At 60.3% G+C, this 15,466-nt stretch carries 12 protein-coding genes and 1 rRNA gene; 5 read left to right on the top strand and 8 right to left on the bottom strand.

Going from position 1 to position 15,466, the window contains the following annotated elements:
- Window positions 1–8: 8 nt before the first annotated feature.
- From CQ041_RS23755 to CQ041_RS23730, 6 genes are all read right to left on the bottom strand, one after another.
- The gene (locus CQ041_RS23755; RefSeq protein ID WP_105524853.1) at window positions 9–1,544 is read right to left on the bottom strand and encodes an MFS transporter; all 1,536 of its coding nucleotides are present in this window, start codon (window positions 1,542–1,544) and stop codon (window positions 9–11) included.
- 146 nt (window positions 1,545–1,690) lie between these two features.
- Window positions 1,691–2,611 carry a LysR family transcriptional regulator gene (locus tag CQ041_RS23750; protein WP_105524854.1) on the bottom strand — a complete coding sequence of 307 codons (921 nt, stop codon included), beginning with the start codon at window positions 2,609–2,611 and terminating at the stop codon, window positions 1,691–1,693.
- A gap of 53 nt (window positions 2,612–2,664) precedes the next feature.
- A complete protein-coding gene (locus CQ041_RS23745; protein WP_105524855.1) occupies window positions 2,665–3,513 on the bottom strand; it encodes an ABC transporter permease in 849 nt (282 codons plus the stop codon).
- A 14-nt stretch (window positions 3,514–3,527) separates the two neighbouring features.
- Window positions 3,528–4,379 carry an ABC transporter ATP-binding protein gene (locus CQ041_RS23740; protein WP_105524856.1) on the bottom strand — a complete coding sequence of 284 codons (852 nt, stop codon included), beginning with the start codon at window positions 4,377–4,379 and terminating at the stop codon, window positions 3,528–3,530.
- 1 nt (window position 4,380) lies between these two features.
- Window positions 4,381–5,406, bottom strand: coding sequence for an ABC transporter substrate-binding protein (locus CQ041_RS23735; protein WP_105524857.1), 1,026 nt, complete (start codon window positions 5,404–5,406; stop codon window positions 4,381–4,383).
- A 14-nt stretch (window positions 5,407–5,420) separates the two neighbouring features.
- Entirely contained in the window at window positions 5,421–6,314 is an 894-nt protein-coding gene (locus tag CQ041_RS23730) for a TauD/TfdA family dioxygenase (RefSeq protein ID WP_105524858.1), read from the bottom strand.
- Between the two features lie 243 nt (window positions 6,315–6,557).
- Here CQ041_RS23730 and CQ041_RS23725 point away from each other — a divergent pair, with 243 nt between their 5' ends.
- From CQ041_RS23725 to CQ041_RS23705, 5 genes are all read left to right on the top strand, one after another.
- Window positions 6,558–7,268 carry a GntR family transcriptional regulator gene (locus tag CQ041_RS23725; protein ID WP_105524859.1) on the top strand — a complete coding sequence of 237 codons (711 nt, stop codon included), beginning with the start codon at window positions 6,558–6,560 and terminating at the stop codon, window positions 7,266–7,268.
- Between the two features lie 318 nt (window positions 7,269–7,586).
- On the top strand, window positions 7,587–8,342 hold the full coding sequence (locus tag CQ041_RS23720; RefSeq protein ID WP_105524860.1) for a DUF3050 domain-containing protein: 756 nt from the start codon (window positions 7,587–7,589) through the stop codon (window positions 8,340–8,342).
- Window positions 8,339–9,286 carry a diiron oxygenase gene (locus tag CQ041_RS23715; RefSeq protein WP_105524861.1) on the top strand — a complete coding sequence of 316 codons (948 nt, stop codon included), beginning with the start codon at window positions 8,339–8,341 and terminating at the stop codon, window positions 9,284–9,286. Before CQ041_RS23720 ends, CQ041_RS23715 begins: the two co-directional genes overlap by 4 nt.
- Window positions 9,283–12,657 carry an amino acid adenylation domain-containing protein gene (locus tag CQ041_RS23710; RefSeq protein ID WP_105524862.1) on the top strand — a complete coding sequence of 1,125 codons (3,375 nt, stop codon included), beginning with the start codon at window positions 9,283–9,285 and terminating at the stop codon, window positions 12,655–12,657. Before CQ041_RS23715 ends, CQ041_RS23710 begins: the two co-directional genes overlap by 4 nt.
- 18 nt (window positions 12,658–12,675) lie before the next feature.
- Window positions 12,676–13,140 carry an SRPBCC family protein gene (locus CQ041_RS23705; RefSeq protein WP_105524863.1) on the top strand — a complete coding sequence of 155 codons (465 nt, stop codon included), beginning with the start codon at window positions 12,676–12,678 and terminating at the stop codon, window positions 13,138–13,140.
- 45 nt (window positions 13,141–13,185) lie between these two features.
- Here the strand turns inward: CQ041_RS23705 and CQ041_RS23700 are convergent, their stop codons facing one another.
- A complete protein-coding gene (locus CQ041_RS23700) occupies window positions 13,186–15,066 on the bottom strand; it encodes a methyl-accepting chemotaxis protein (protein WP_105524864.1) in 1,881 nt (626 codons plus the stop codon).
- Between the two features lie 269 nt (window positions 15,067–15,335).
- A 5S ribosomal RNA gene (rrf, locus tag CQ041_RS23695) occupies window positions 15,336–15,451 on the bottom strand.
- Window positions 15,452–15,466 lie beyond the last annotated feature (15 nt).

Below are 15,466 nucleotides of genomic sequence, written 5' to 3'. Positions count from 1 at the left end.
TCCTTTAATCAAGTCGGTGCACGGGGCGGGAAGATCCGCGTCGGCATCCAGAAAATCAGCAGGATCAACGCCACCGCGACCGCGGCCATGACGACATACAGATCCGAAGAAGTGAGCACCACGGCCTGCTCGTGCAGACGGTGGGCCAGGCCCGGCGCGTCGCCGTCTGCCAGGGGCGAGTTGCCCAGGCGGTCCACCAACATGGTCGAGTGGAAGTGCATGCGCTGGGTGGTCAGCGTGTCGATCACCCCGGTGGCAACCACGGCGGCCAGGCCCTTGACCGTGTTGAACCAGGCCGAGGCGAACGGGCCGTCCATGGGTTGGATACTGCCGGTGGAGAGCATCAGCAGCGGCAACACGGCCATCGGTTGCCCGAAGATCTGCAGCAGGTAAAGGCCGTAGAAATCATCGCGAATCCATTCCGACGTCAGGTGCGAACTGCCTATGCAGCACAGCACCAGCATGCCCAGGCCAATGCCCAGCACCCAACGGCAATCGACCCAGCGCAGGTTGCACAGCGCCGCCACCAACGGCAGCGCGATCAGTTGCGGCAGCGCCATCAACAGCATTACCGGCGCGGTTTGCAGCGGACGATAACCCTGGATCTGGGCGAGGAAACTCGACGGGATGATGATCACCGAGGTCAGCACCATCAGCACGCCCGCCAGCACGATCAAGGCAAACGCCAGGTTGCGCAGGCCGAGCATCTGCAGCTTGAAGAACGGCATCGGATGCGACCATTCATTGACCATGAACAGCACCAGCAACACGCTGCCTGCGCTCAGCAAAAAGGTAATCAGGCCCGATTCGAACCAGTCCAGGCGATTGCCTTGCAGGATGCCGATCACCAGCATGCAGATCGCCGGAAAACCCATCAGCAGGCCGCGCCAGTTGAACTGCTTGAAGCGCTCCAGGCGCACCGGATCCTGCGGCAAGCCGTAGGCCACGGCGACCATCGACAGCAGGCACGGCGCGACGATCTGCCAGAACGCCCATTGCCAGCCGACGTATTCCGTCCACAACGCTGCCAGCGGCGTCCCGAGGCTCGGCCCGAAGGTGGCGGTGAGTGCGTAGCCGGCCAGGCCATAAAGCTTGACGTTGGCCGGCAGGAAGCGCAGCGCCACCGTCATCAGCATCGGCGGCAGCGCACCACCGGCCAGGCCTTGCAGGGTGCGCAATACCAGCAAACTTTCGTAGTTCGGCGCAAACGGGCACAGGATGCCCAGCACGGTGAACAGGCCGATGGCCCACAGGGTGAAACGCCGCAGGGAAAACGTCACCGAGCACCAGGGCGCAAAGGCCATGGCCGACACGGAGGTAGCCGTGTACGCAGCGACCAGCCAGGTGCCTTCGTCGAAGCCGATGTACAGCGCACCGCGAATATCCGCGAGGGCCACTTTGGTGACCATCTCGTTGAGACCGGACACCAACACTGCCAGCAACACACCTACCAGCCCGACGATGATGCGCGGGCCGAACACAGGCGGGGTCATGGCGACGGGTTTGGCTGCGGCCTGGAGGGCGGGGGCAGCGAGGGATGTCATGAACGGGTTGCTCGGAATGATAAATACCCGAGCAGTTTAATCAGGCTAATCCATGACAAAAAGTTACTTATCGGCAGTTTATAAGTGCACCAGACACAACTCTAAGATCAGGGACTTGCCCCTCCCACGTTTAGACCGAGCTCACTTCAGGTGGGTTGGGCTTCGAGCCAGGTGGCGTGGCAACTTTCGCGCATGGTCTCGCGCAGCCAGGTGTGCGCCGGGTCCTTGTCGAAGCGCGGGTGCCAGGACTGGGTCAAGACCAGCGTTGGCAGGGAGATCGGCAGCGCAAACGCGCGCAGCGGCAGCTTGAGACGATTGACGCTGTAGAGCGCTTCCTTGGGCACCGGCAGGATAAGGTCGGAGTCGGGCAACATGAACATCGCACCGTGAAAACCCGGCGCGATCATCGCCACGCGTCGCTCCAGGCCCTGGGCGTTCAGTGCGGTATCGATAGGGCCACGGGCGATGCCTCGCCGCGAGATGCTGATGTGGGAATAGCTGGCGAAACGCGCAGCGGTGATGTCTTCGTCGAACAGCGGATGGTCTTGCCGCGCCAGGCCGACGAACGTAGTGGAAAACAGGTTTTGCACCTTTACTTCCGGGCTGATCGGCATGGTGTTGCTGATGCGCAGATCCAGCCGCCCTTCGCGCAGGGCTTCATCGTCGGTATCGGCTTCGGGCACGAAGCACAGTTCGCACAGCGGGGCCATGCGCTCCATGGTGTCGAACAGCCGGCCGCCATACACGCCGATGAAAAAATCATTGGCGCGCACGCTGAAACGCCGGCGCAACGTGCGCAGGTCGACGTCATCCGCCGAGCGAAACACCAGCGCCGCCTGCTCCACCACGTTGCGCACCTGGGCCTGCAGTTGCAACGCCTTGGGCGTCGGCACCAGGCCGCGCCCGGCACGCACCAGGATAGGGTCGCCGACCGCTTCGCGAATCCGCGTGAGGGTACGGCTCATGGCCGCCGCGCTGAGGTTCATGCGGCGCGCGGCGCCCACCACGCTGCCCTCGTCGAGCAGGGCGTCGAGGGCGACCAGCAGGTTCATGTCCGGTAATTGCATGCCAAGCACTCGTGATGACTGGGGAGTGAATTGGCTGCAATCCTATCAGGTGATCAACGTTGCATGCCCCAACGCTTCACGGTGAGCCGCTCGAAGGTGTCGAACACCAGGTTTTCCACCAGCAAGCCGATGAGGATCACCACGGCCAGGCCGGCGAAGACCTTGTCGGTGTACAGCTCGTTGCGGTTCTGGAAAATGTACCAGCCCAGGCCGCCCTTGCCGCTGGTTGCGCCAAACACCAACTCGGCGGCGATCAGCGTGCGCCAGGCGAACGCCCAGCCGATCTTCAGGCCTGCGAGGATCGACGGCAGCGCCGCCGGGATCAGGATGAACAACACGAAGCGCATGCCCTTGAGGCCGTAGTTGCGACCGGCCATGCGCAGGGTTTCGGACACGCCGAGAAACCCTGAATACGTGTTGAGCGCCAGCGCCCACAGTACCGAATGCACCAGCACGAAGATCAGGCTGTTCTGCCCCAGACCGAACCACAGCAGCGCCAGCGGCAGCAGTGCGATGGCCGGCAGCGGGTTAAACATCGAGGTCAGGGTGCTGAGCAAATCGCGCCCCAGTTGGGTCGAGACCGCCAGCGTGGTCAGGGCGAACGCCAGCACAATGCCGATCAGGTAACCCTTGATCAGCACCACCAGCGAGATGCTCACCTTGCTCAACAATTCGCCACTGAGCAGGCCGTCATAGAGCGCGTGGGAGGTTTGCAGGAAGCCCGGCAGCAGCAGGTCGTTGTTCTGGTAGCGCGCAACGGCTTCCCAGAGGATCGCCAGCACGGTCAGGATCAGGCCCTTGCGCAGCCAGCCTTGTTGCCACAGGCGTTGGCGCAGGGGCAATTCGCGTTCCACGGGGACGCTGAGCAGTGGTTCGAGGTGTATTTCGTATTCCTGGCGCATGGGCAGTGTCCCCCTTAATACGCGATGCGGATGTCGGCAAAACCCAGCTCGGGTTCCGCTTCGGTGGCTTCATCGAACAACAGGCGATGAATCCGCCGCGCCGACGCCTGGAACTCCACGCCGCCAAGGCTGTGCAGGTCGTATTGGTGGCTGTGGATTTCCGCGCGAACGCGCCCTGGATGAGGCGACAGCAACAGGATGCGATTGCCCACCACCAGCGCTTCTTCGATGGAGTGGGTGACGAACAACAGGGTGAAACGCACCTCTTCCCACAGCAGCAACAACTCTTCCTGCATTTTGCGCCGGGTGAGGGCGTCGAGGGCGGCGAAGGGTTCGTCCATCAGCAGGATTTTCGGTTGCATGGCCAACGCGCGGGCGATGGCGACGCGGGCCTTCATGCCGCCGGAGAGGGTATGGGGATACGCGTCGGCAAACGCGCTGAGGCCGACTTTGTCGAGGTAGTGCAGCGCGCGCTCTTCGGCTTCGGCACGCTTGAGGGTTTTCGACGCCAGCAGTGGGAACATCACGTTTTGCTTGACGGTTTTCCACGGTGGCAACTGATCGAATTCCTGGAACACCACGATGCGGTCCGGACCCGGTTGCTCGACCTTTTGCCCTAGCAGGCGGATCTCGCCTTCGCAGGGTTTGATAAACCCCGCGATGGACTTGAGCAAGGTGGATTTGCCGCAGCCCGAAGGGCCGAGCAGCACGTAGCGATCGGCCGGGTCGATCTCGAAACTGACCTGGTGAGTGGCCCGCACCACGCGCTCGGGGGTGCGGTATTCCAGGCTGACATGATCCACCGCCAGCAACGGGGTGGTGGTGTGCAGGTTGCTGGCCGCGTGGCCTTGCAAAGGGGCGTTCATCTCAACTTCCTTGCAGAGGCTTGGCGTCCTGGAAGAAGTAGTCCTTCCACGATTCTGGCTTGTGCTTGATAGCACCGACGCGGTAGAGAAATTCCGCCAGGGGGTAGGTGTTTTTCGGTGTGACGGTAAATTCGAATTGCGGGTTGTCGATGATTTTCAGCAATTCGGCGCGGTCGATCTTGGCCTTGGTGACACGGATGTAGGTGTCGGCGGCAGCGCCTTTGTCGTTCTGGGCGAACTGCGCGGCTTCGGTCAGTGCGTCGACGAACGCCTTGTAGGTTTTCGGGTTGTCGTTGCGGAATTTCTCGGTGGCGAACAGCACGGTCGGCGAGTTCGGGCCGAACAGGTCGTAGGTGTTCAGCACCACGTGCACGTTCGGATTGGCCAGGGCCTGGTCCTGGAACGGCGGGTTGGAGAAGTGCCCGGTCAGTTCGGTGCCGCCGGCGATCAAGGCGGCAGTGGCGTCGGGGTGCGGGACAGCGACGGTGTATTTGTCGAGGCGGTTGAATTCCTTGTCGCCCCACTGCTTGGCGGCGGCGTATTGGAGGAAACGCGACTGCACCGAAACGCCCACCGCGGGCACGGCGATGCGGTCTTTCTCGGTGAAGTCGGCGATGGTCTTGACCTTCGGATTGTTACTCACCAGGTAGTAGGGGAAGTTACCCAGGGACGCGACGGCCTTGACGTTCTGCTTGCCGTGGGTGCGGTCCCAGATGGTCAGCAGCGGGCCGGTGCCGGCGCCAGCGATATCGATGGAGCCGGACAGCAGCGCATCGTTGACCGCGGCGCCACCGGACAGCTGGGTCCAGTCGACCTTGATGTCGATGCCTTCCTGCTTGCCGTATTTCTCGATGAGGTTCTGGTCGCGCACCACGTTAAGCAGCAGGTAGACGATGCCGAACTGTTCGGCGATGCGGATCTCGCCTTCGGCCTGCGCTACCGCAGGTGCAACCAGGCTGCCGGCCAACAGGCTGACACCCAGGCCAACGGTGGCGGCCAACCGTGCAAATGGAATTTTCCTGGACATGGTCATGCTCCGAATCAGAAAGGCGCGTCGCCCTGGATGGTGGTGCGAAAGAGTTTGCGGCGCAGGTGGCTCGGGCAACCGGCGGCCAAGTGGATCAGCGAGCGGTTGTCCCAGAACACCAGGTCGTGGGGCTGCCATTGGTGGCGGTAGATGTTGTGCGGCAACACGCTGTGGGCGTAGAGCTGGGCCAGCAGGTCGCGGCTTTCGTCTTCCGGCAGGCCGACGATGCGGGTGGTGAAACCCTCACTGACAAACAGCGCCTTGCGGCCGTTCTCCGGATGGGTACGCACGATCGGGTGCACCACTTCGGCGACTTGAGCGAGTTGCTCGGGCGTCAGCGTGGGGCGCCAGTTGCCTTCGAATTTGGTCTCGCTGTAACGCGCGGTGTAGGAATGCGCGGCGCTGCGGCCGGCGACGGCTTTGCGCAGGTGCTCGGGCAACTCGTCCCAGGCTTTGTGCATGTCGGCGAACAGTGTGTCGCCGCCTTCGGACGGCAGCTCCTGGGCGTGGAGCATCGAGCCCAGGCTCGGCAGTTCCTTGTAAGACAAATCCGAATGCCAGAATTTGCCTGCATCTCCGAGGCCGATGGATTGGCCGTTCTCGATGATGTTGGAAACGATCAGGATTTCTGGATGGTTGGCCAGCAGGAACTGCTTGAGCACGTGGATCTGCAGCACGCCGAAGCGGCGGCTGAAGGCGATCTGTTGTTCGGGGGTGATGCGTTGGTCGCGAAAGACCACGACATGGTGGTCCAGGTGCGCGCGGTGAATGCGCGCAAAATCCTCGTCGCTGACCGGGAGAGACAGGTCCAGGCCGACAACTTCCGCACCGACACTGCCGGGCAGTGGACGAATGTCGAACGCTTGGACGGTAAGGGTCGCTGTTGGAACAGTAGAGGTGGCGGACATGAGGTCACTCCCGGTCAGACAGGGGAGTAACTTTATAGATATAAGAACAGTATTTTAAATACCGTTAGTGAATAACGATAGACAGGATTGTAAGACATCGCAAAGCGCCAATGTGGGCGTCCGGAGCAGCCTGTTGAAGCGCTTACAAGCCGAAACCGTGGCGGTTTGACAAGCTTGTGCACAGTCTCTAGTGTGCATTGGATCCAAAATATCTACCCGCTCTATAAGGAGGATAACGTAACCGTGACGCAGAAGCCGAGCCCGTTGAACAGCATCAAGATAAGCGGTCCGATTCCCGCTCATCTTGCTCGCTCCGTTATCGAAGAAACCTTGCGCAATGCCATCCTCGATGGGCGATTGCCCTGTGGCACCGCCATGCGCCAACAGGAGCTGGCCAGCCTGTTCGGGGTCAGTCGCATGCCCGTGCGTGAGGCCTTGCGCCAGCTCGAGGCGCAATCGCTGTTGCACGTGTTGACGCACAAGGGCGCGGTGGTGGCACCGCTGATCGAGGACAACTCGGCCGAAACCTACGCACTGCGACTGCTGCTGGAGTCCGAGGCGTTACGCTTGTCGATCCCCCTGCTCACTGACGTCGATATCGCCGAAGCGGACAGGTTGATCTGTGCACTGGAGCAGGAAAAGGACTACACCGAAATTGGCCGGCTCAATCGCCTGTTTCACATGACCCTGTATGGCCAGGCACCCAATCAGCGACTGCTCAAGCTGGTCGAGCATGGGCTGAACGAAGAAGAGCGTTTCCTGCGCTTCAACCTCGAAGCGATGGGGCTGGGCGAAACATCCCAGGAAGACCACCGTGAATTACTGAACCTGGTCGCACAAAAGAAAACCGAGGAAAGCATTCTTACTCTGCGTAATCACTTGATGCGTGGCATGGAGGTCATCTCGATCTATCTTGACGGCCTGGAAGTTGCGAGCAAGAAGGCGCCGCAATAAGACGGTGATCCTGCCACGCCAGCGTTGCGGGCCTACCTTTTAACAGGTCGGGCCCCGCGCAAAGAAACGTCCCACTCATAACTTAACAAGTAACTTACACACGTTATTATTTAGAAAAACATCTAACGCATACTTACCCTCGCCAAATCGCTCAACCCGCTTATTATCTTTTTACTGACTCGCAAACTCCAACTCACTGCGTAACCCCGCGCACGAGCCTCCTCGTGCGCGAAGCCTGGCTATACCTTTTTTTCAGTTATCGGCCGCAACGGCCCACCGCTGCTTCACAGCAGTCGCAACAACTTATAGGCATTAACCATGTACCCACCGTTACTTGAACAAAAAAAACTGCAGCTATGCAGCCATTCGTTATTTCCGGAAATAACGTCGCTTCGCAAGTTACACGTCTTCATGGAAAGTCATGTATTCGCTGTTTGGGACTTCATGACGCTGGCCAAGCGGTTGCAGCAGGACCTGACCTGCACGCGCCTGCCCTGGCTCCCACCTGCCGACCCGCATGCCGCACGCCTGATCAACGAAATCGTTCTGGGTGAAGAGTCCGACGCGCACCCCCGCCAAGGCTATTGCAGCCATTTCGAGTTGTACCTGCAAGCCATGGACGAGATCGGCGCCAGCACAGAGGTAATCAACCGCTTCATCACGCTGCAGCGTCAGGGACTGGAAGCGAGCACGGCCTTGCACAGGGTCAATGCTCCCCCAGGCGTGATCCGCTTTGTCAGCGAGACATTGCAGGTTGCGCTGCACGCCCCGACCCACTGTGTGGCGGCCGCGTTCGTTCATGCCCGCGAAAGCGTTATCCCGGGTATGTTCGCGCGCCTCTTGCGGTCAGGAGCGCTTCACCCGCATTCGGCACCCACCTTGCAAAGCTATCTCAACCGCCACATCGAGTTGGATGCCGAAGACCATGGGCCGGCAGCGGAGCAATTGCTGCAACGCTTGACCATCGCCGCATCCGACGCGCAACAGGCCGACGATTGCGCCCTCGCAGCCGTGCAAAGCCGCATCGCCCTCTGGGACGACGTCGTGGTCTCGGTGCAAGAGGTGCACCTGTGAATATCACCGATTACCCTCCCATCGCCGATGACTGGGAACGCCGCGCGACCATCCGCACCCGCCCTCGCCGCCTGCTGGAAAACGACGACAAATTGATCTATCCACTGTGCCGCCAGCCCTTGGTGCTCAGTGCGACGTTTATCGAACACTGCGCTCAATGGCGCGATTTCGTGCTGGTGCAAAGCTTCTACAAGTTCATCAACGACGTGGTGATCTTCGAAACCGAGATCGTGGACAAGACGGCGCGCAGCATTGCCAAGAATCGCTTTTCGCTGCCATTCCCCCTCGCCTGTCGCCGTGACGCGATGACGGTGGTGGTGGACGAGGATTATCACGCATTGGTCGCTCTCGACTTCATGCAGCAGACCGTGGCCCTGACCGGCGTACAACCGCTGGACCTGCCAGGGCAGATCGAACTGAGCCACGCGCTGCCGGCGGCGCAAGCGCAGGTGCCTGCACATTTGCAGGACGCCGTGGAACTGATCGGCGTCGCCATCGCCGAAAACACCGTGACCCACGATGTGGCAGCGTTCGCCAAGGACAACAGTGTCAAAGCCTCCATTCGGGGGCTGATGGCCGACCACCTGTTTGACGAGGGTCGCCACGCACAGTTCTGGACGCGCCTGGTGCGTCTCTACTGGCAATCCGCAACGCCGGCGGACCGCGACAGCATCGCTCAGGTATTGCCGGTTTTCCTGGCGCACTACTTGACCAATGACCTGCAGAACACCTTCAACCTGCACTTGATCGAGCACCTTGAGGTCAGCCCCGACATTCGTCATGCACTGCGAGAAGAGGTCACAGCGCTGGCGTTCCCCATTACCTGCCAGCACCCACTCGTAGGCAACATCGTGGGTTTTCTACAACACAGCGGCATGCTGCAAACACCCGCCGTCACACACGCACTGCGTGACTACCTGCCCGCCTCCGGGAGTCGGCCATGAGGTGCCTGACACTCGGATGGGGCGGCACGAGCAACGCGCTGGCGTGCATCAGGCAGGAGCTGGAGGCGCACGGGCATGTGTCGGGCAGCGATGCGCCAGACCTGTGGATCGAGGACGGTGGCCATTCGCTGTCGAGTCCTGGTGCCGACGTCCCGTGGCTGAGCTTGCGCCTGGGGATCGGCCCGTTGACCGATGGCGGGTTGCCTGGCCTGCAATTGCGTGCGTATGAACGCGATCAGGGTTTACTGGCGACACTCGACATTGCCGACGAGCCCAGTGGCAACGGCCAACAGTTGCGCCGGCGCGTCACGCGAACAGTGGTGGAGTGGGTCGCACTGCACGTCAGCGGACTCTCGCGGGGCGCTGGGTATTTCTCCGCGGGCGCGGTTGCAAATGACTGGCCCGAGCAAGGCTTGCACGCCATCGAAGCGCTGGCGTTTCTGCACCGGTTCAATCGCACCGCAGACCCTGCATTGCTGCTTGCAGCCCAAGTGCCAGTGACCGAACGCGTGCAAGCCAGCCTCAACGCTTTCGCCTCGCGGCCAGCGCTGGACATCGGCGGCTGCACGTTCACCTACCGGCAATTACAGCGCCAGGCCCTCGCCATTCAGCGTCGACTGCAGCCGTTGCTGGCGTCCGTTGAAAGGCCAGTAGTCGGCGTATGCCTGGATAAATCCCTCGGGTTGTACGCCAGCATTCTTGCCGTGCTGGGCAGTGGCGCGGTGTACTTGCCGCTGGGGCCGGAACAGCCCCCTCAACGCCACGGCACCCTGCTCGACAGTGCCAAGGCCTGCGTGTTGCTGGACGCAGGCCAGCATCCCCTGCGTGGGCATTTGAACTCAGTGGATGTCACCACCGTCGATTGCCACGATGTCGATACCACGTTGCCCGTGATGCAGCACCGTCCTCTGTTGGACACCCCGTGCATGCTGCTCTTTACATCAGGCACCACCGGCCACCCCAAAGGCGTGCTGCTCAGCCACGGCAACCTGGCCCACTTCACGACGTGGTTCAGCGCGTGCGTGGCGCTGGATGAACAGGATCGCGTCCTGCAATTCTCGTCGTTGGGTTTCGACTCATCCCTGATCGATATTTTTCCCACATTGATCGCGGGCGCCGTGCTGATCGTCCCCAGCGAGGAACAACGAATCGACCCGGGGCAACTGGTGGCGTTGTTACACGAACGCCGCGTCACCCATGCCTTCCTGCCCCCCGCGGTGCTCAGCATTCTGCCGCCGGACAAACCACTGGGCCTGAAACACCTGCTGACCGGAGGTGATGTCTGCGAACCCCATGTGATTGAACGGCTGGCGGCACAGTGCTCACTGCACAATTGCTACGGCCCCACCGAAACCACGGTGTTGATCACCCACAAAACGCTGCTCCCCGATGACAGCAACCGCAATCTCGGCCGGCCCATCGCCAACAGCCAGGTGCTGATCCTTGACGATAACCTGCAACCGGTGGATGAGCAGGTGACCGGCGAGGTGTACATCATTGGACCCGGTGTCAGCCTGGGGTATGTGAATGACCCACAACAGACTGCCGCTGCATTCATCCACCTGGCGATCCCGGGCGAGCTGCCTCTGCGCGCCTACCGCAGTGGCGACCTGGCGAAGTGGACGGCTGAGGGCATCATGCTGTGCGGACGTCGGGATGATCAGGTAAAGATTCGTGGGTTTCGAGTAGAGCCGGGGGAAATTGAACATTGCCTGCGCAGCAGTCGCCTGTATCGCCAGGTAGCGGTGGTCATCGACGGCAATTCCAAAATAGGTGGCTTTGTCGCCCAGCCCGAACCGGGCGCTTCAGTGGGCGCCCTCAAACAGTATGCCCAACAGAGGCTGGCGGACTACATGCAGCCAGTGCTCTGGCGGGAGCTGGCAGAGCTGCCACGCACCCACAGTGGCAAAGTCGACCGCAGGGCATTGCTGATGCAGCCGGTTCAACCTGGCGCGGCGAGTACGACGTGCAGTGTGCACTCGCCTCTGCACAGGCGGTTGATCGGCCTGTGGAGCGAGCTGTTGGAGCTTCCTTCTGAAGGGTTGTCTGTCGACGACAGTTTTTTCGACTTGGGCGGCCATTCGATTCTGCTGTCGACGCTGCTGATACGTACGCGCGAGCAATTCGGCCGTGGGTTTGCGTTGAATCACTTCATCGAAGTTCCGACAGTCCGTACGCTCGGCGCCTTGCTGGAAAACACTGAGCGGGTTCAGGCCACTGCTGGTCGGGCGACGCTGGATGCCCTGCGGCCACTGGGCCTCACGTTACTGCCTGGAGACCGTGCAGGCGACCCGCGCAACGTGATCGTAACGGGGGCCAACAGCTTTGTCGGCGTGCACATTGTCGAAGCACTGCTGGCCAGCGGTGCTACACGGGTGGCGTGCCTTGTCCGCGAGGCATCAGGGCTCTCGGCGAAAGCGCGATTCAGCCAGGCACTGCGCGACTATCGACTGGAGCACCTCGATCTGCAGCGGGTTGAGGTGTTCAGCGCCGATATAGGGTTGCCACACTTGGGCTTGAGTGACGAAACCCACGACTACCTGGCGAAGGATTTTGGCGTGCTCGTGCACAATGCCGCACGGGTCAACCATGTGATGGACTATCCCTCGCTGGCCCGGGATAACGTCGAGCCGATATTCGAGTGCTTGCGGCTGTGTGAAACCCATAGCAAGAAAGTCTTCAATTTCATCTCGACGCTGTCGGCGTCCAGCAGCATCGACGACATGGGGCATGTACTCGAATCCCCCGCCGCACAGACGTTGCCGCTGTACATCAAGAACGGCTACAACCTGTCCAAGTGGGTCGGTGAGCGCTTGGTGGGGCGTGCGGTCGAGCAGGGCGTCTGGGCGAACATCCACCGCTTGGGGAACATCAGTTTCAACAGTCGCAACGGCGTCTGCCAACCCCACCAGAATCGCCTGATGCTGATGCTCAAGGGCTCGCTCCAACTGGGGCTGCTGCCCCGTTTCGAGCTGAACTTCGACCTGATGCCCGTGGACTTCCTTGCGCGGCTGGTGGTGTTCCACAGCGCGAGCTTCAACGCCGAGCGCAGTGTGTTCAACCTGCATAACCCACAGCCCCTCACCTGGGCGCACTACCTGGATGCGTTCCGCCTGGCCGGTCATCGCTTCGAGCAGGTGAGCGTCGCTCAATGGCAGCAGGCACTGCACTCGGTGAGTCCTGACAATGCGTTGTTTGGGGTGATCGGGTTTTATCTCGACCGCCTGGATGAGGATATCGGCGACACCTCGATGATTCGGCATGACAACGCGCGTCGGGGCGTTGAGCAAATGAAGGCGCAATACCCCGAGAAAAATCCTGCATTGCTGAGCAGGGGTTGTGCCTACCTCCAGTCCATCGGTTTTATTTGAACGTCTCAGGACTCACGCATGAATGCATTGTTACCCGATACATTAATCCGCAACCCGAATGGCCGGCCGATAGTGGAATCTGTCGTGGTCAACTGTCATGCCGCGTGCCTATGGGCGGTGGTGGGGAATTTCTCAGGGTTCGAGGCGTTCATCCCCGCACTCTCCCATACCCAAATGACCGGCACCGGCACCGGCATCGGCGCGTTGCGCACCAAATTTTTCCGCGATGGCAACGTGGTCGTTGAACAACTCAATAGCCGGGATGAGATCGCCAGGTACATGACTTGGACAACGATCTATAACACGCTGGGTGTGGCCAGGTTATGGGCCGCGATCCATGTGGATACCCTGGGCGCGCAATGCTCAAGGGTCACATGGACGATCATTGCCGAGCCGGTGGACGCCGCACAGGTGGGGTTTGAAGGCTTCATACAGGGCTTTGCCCGCGAGGCGCTGGAGAATGCGCGGCGCTTGATGGGCTAAATGGCAGGAGCGCGTCGAACCGCTCCTGCCACGCTGGTCGGTGGGTCAGATCTTGAAACTGTCGACCAATTGCTTGAGACGATTGGCCTGTTGCGACAATGCATCGCAATCCTTCAGGGTTTCGTTGAGATTGGTAACACCTTGCTGGTTCAACAAGTTGATCTGGTTGATATCGACGTTGAGGGTTTCCACTACAGCCGTCTGCTCCTCGGTAGCGGCGGCTACGGACTGGTTCATGCCGTCGATCTCGACAATACGCTGTGTCACGCTGACCAGGCGCTCGCCTGCCTGGTTGGCGACCTGCACACTCTCTTCGCTCGACGCCTGGCTCGCATTCATGGTGGTGACCGCCTCACGCGAACCGATTTGCAGCGACGTGATCATTTTGTGGATCTCTTCGGCTGACTCCTGGGTGCGGTGAGCCAGGTTGCGTACTTCGTCCGCAACAACGGCAAAACCGCGCCCGGCCTCTCCGGCACGTGCGGCTTCAATCGCGGCATTGAGTGCAAGCAGGTTGGTTTGCTGGGAGATGCCTTTGATCACATCCAGAATGTGACCGATGTTGTCAGTGCTCGCATTCAGGGTTTCGATCTGCGTACAGGACAAGCTGATCTTCTGCGACAGCGCGGACATTGCCAGGATGGTTTGCTCCACCACTTTGCGCCCATCATCGGCTTGCTCACTGGCGCCACTGGCGTGCTGAGAAGCATCGGCGGCGTTACGGGCGATTTCCTGAGTGGCAGCGCCCAACTCGTTGATCGCGGCAGCCACGCTATTAGTGCGCGCGCTTTGCTCGTCAGAGCCAATAATAGACGCATTGGATGAGGCCATTACACGCTGGGACAGGTCGTGCACGTGACGCGTTGCCGAAGACACTTCAGAAATCGAGGCATGGATCCGTTCAACGAACTGATTGAACGCACTGCCCACTTCACCAAACTCGTCCTTGCTGGTCACGGCCAAGCGGCGGGTCAGGTCGCCCTCACCCTGGGCAATGTCCTTCATGGCCACGCCCATGGTGGTCAACGGGCGCAGCAATACCTGGATCAGCAGGCTCAGGAGTACAGCGATCGCTACCACGGCAATCAGCATGGCGATGAGCGCGGAGGTTCGGAACTTGCCCAGTGGTGCGTAGGCTTTGTCTTTATCGATCGACAGACCGATATACCAATCTGCGCCTGGCAAACCGCTGATAGGCGTAAATGACAAGATGCGGTCCTGGCCATTGAGGACCACGTCCTGATTGACCTTCTCGATGCGGACCTGGCTGCCAGGGTAGATGGCCTTGAGGTTTTTCATCACCTGGTCTTCGTCAGGGCTGACGATGACTTGGCCGTCACCACTGACCAGGAACGCATGGCCAATACCGCCGAAGTCGACCGAGTTGATGATCTTGACCAGCGTTTGCAGACTCAGGTCGCCACCTACGACACCGAGCAATTCACCGTTCTTTTTCACCGGCATGGCGATGGTTACGATCTGCCCGCCCACAGCGGCCATATAAGGCGGCGTGAGCATGGGCTTGCCTGCTTCGACAGCTTGCTTGTACCAAGGCCGCTGACGCGGATCATAGCCATCCGGCATTTTTGCGTCTGGCCGCTGGGTGAATACGCCGTTGGTTTGGCCAACATAGGTGAACTGGAAGTTCGAGGTGAATGCGGGTTGGTCGACCAATCCTGGCAGGTCAGCGTTACTGCCCTGATGAGCGATGTTTTGCGTCAGGCTCTCGAGCACCAATACACGACCACTGAGCCAGTTCTGCACACTGCTGGCGGTGAGCTCACCGGATTGCTGGATGGACGACTCCAGGTTCTGCTTGATGGTAGTACGCTGCAGGTAGTCGTTGTAGAGGGTGAACAACGCGAAGGCCAGAACCACGACGCCTGACGCGGCCAACAGAATTTTATGACTGAACTTGAGATTCATTTCATCGACTTCTTTTGCCAAAAGGGGAGTGAGCGTGCCGGATCGAGCATTTCGTCTAGCGGTACAGACAGCTTCTCGTGCCGCTCTATTTAGGTGCACGCACGGCTTGTCAGGCTTTCGGCCAGGGATTGGCAAAACTTAGGGATTTGTAAGAGATTTCCTAGCTTTACGTAGGAAGCCGACAGGCGGTGCTGCGGACACAGCAAAGTGGTGTCCCCGAAACGACAAAACCCCTGTTTGCGTTAGCAAACAGGGGTTCTGGAATTCAATCTTGACGATGACCTACTCTCACATGGGGAAACCCCACACTACCATCGGCGATGCATCGTTTCACTGCTGAGTTCGGGATGGGATCAGGTGGTTCCAATGCTCTATGGTCGTCAAGAAATTCGGGTACTGA

The organism is Pseudomonas sp. MYb60 (assembly GCF_002979555.1).
Taxonomy (GTDB): domain Bacteria; phylum Pseudomonadota; class Gammaproteobacteria; order Pseudomonadales; family Pseudomonadaceae; genus Aquipseudomonas.
Note: the sequence above shows the minus strand (reverse complement) of the source record. Positions and strands in the feature narration are given on the sequence as shown.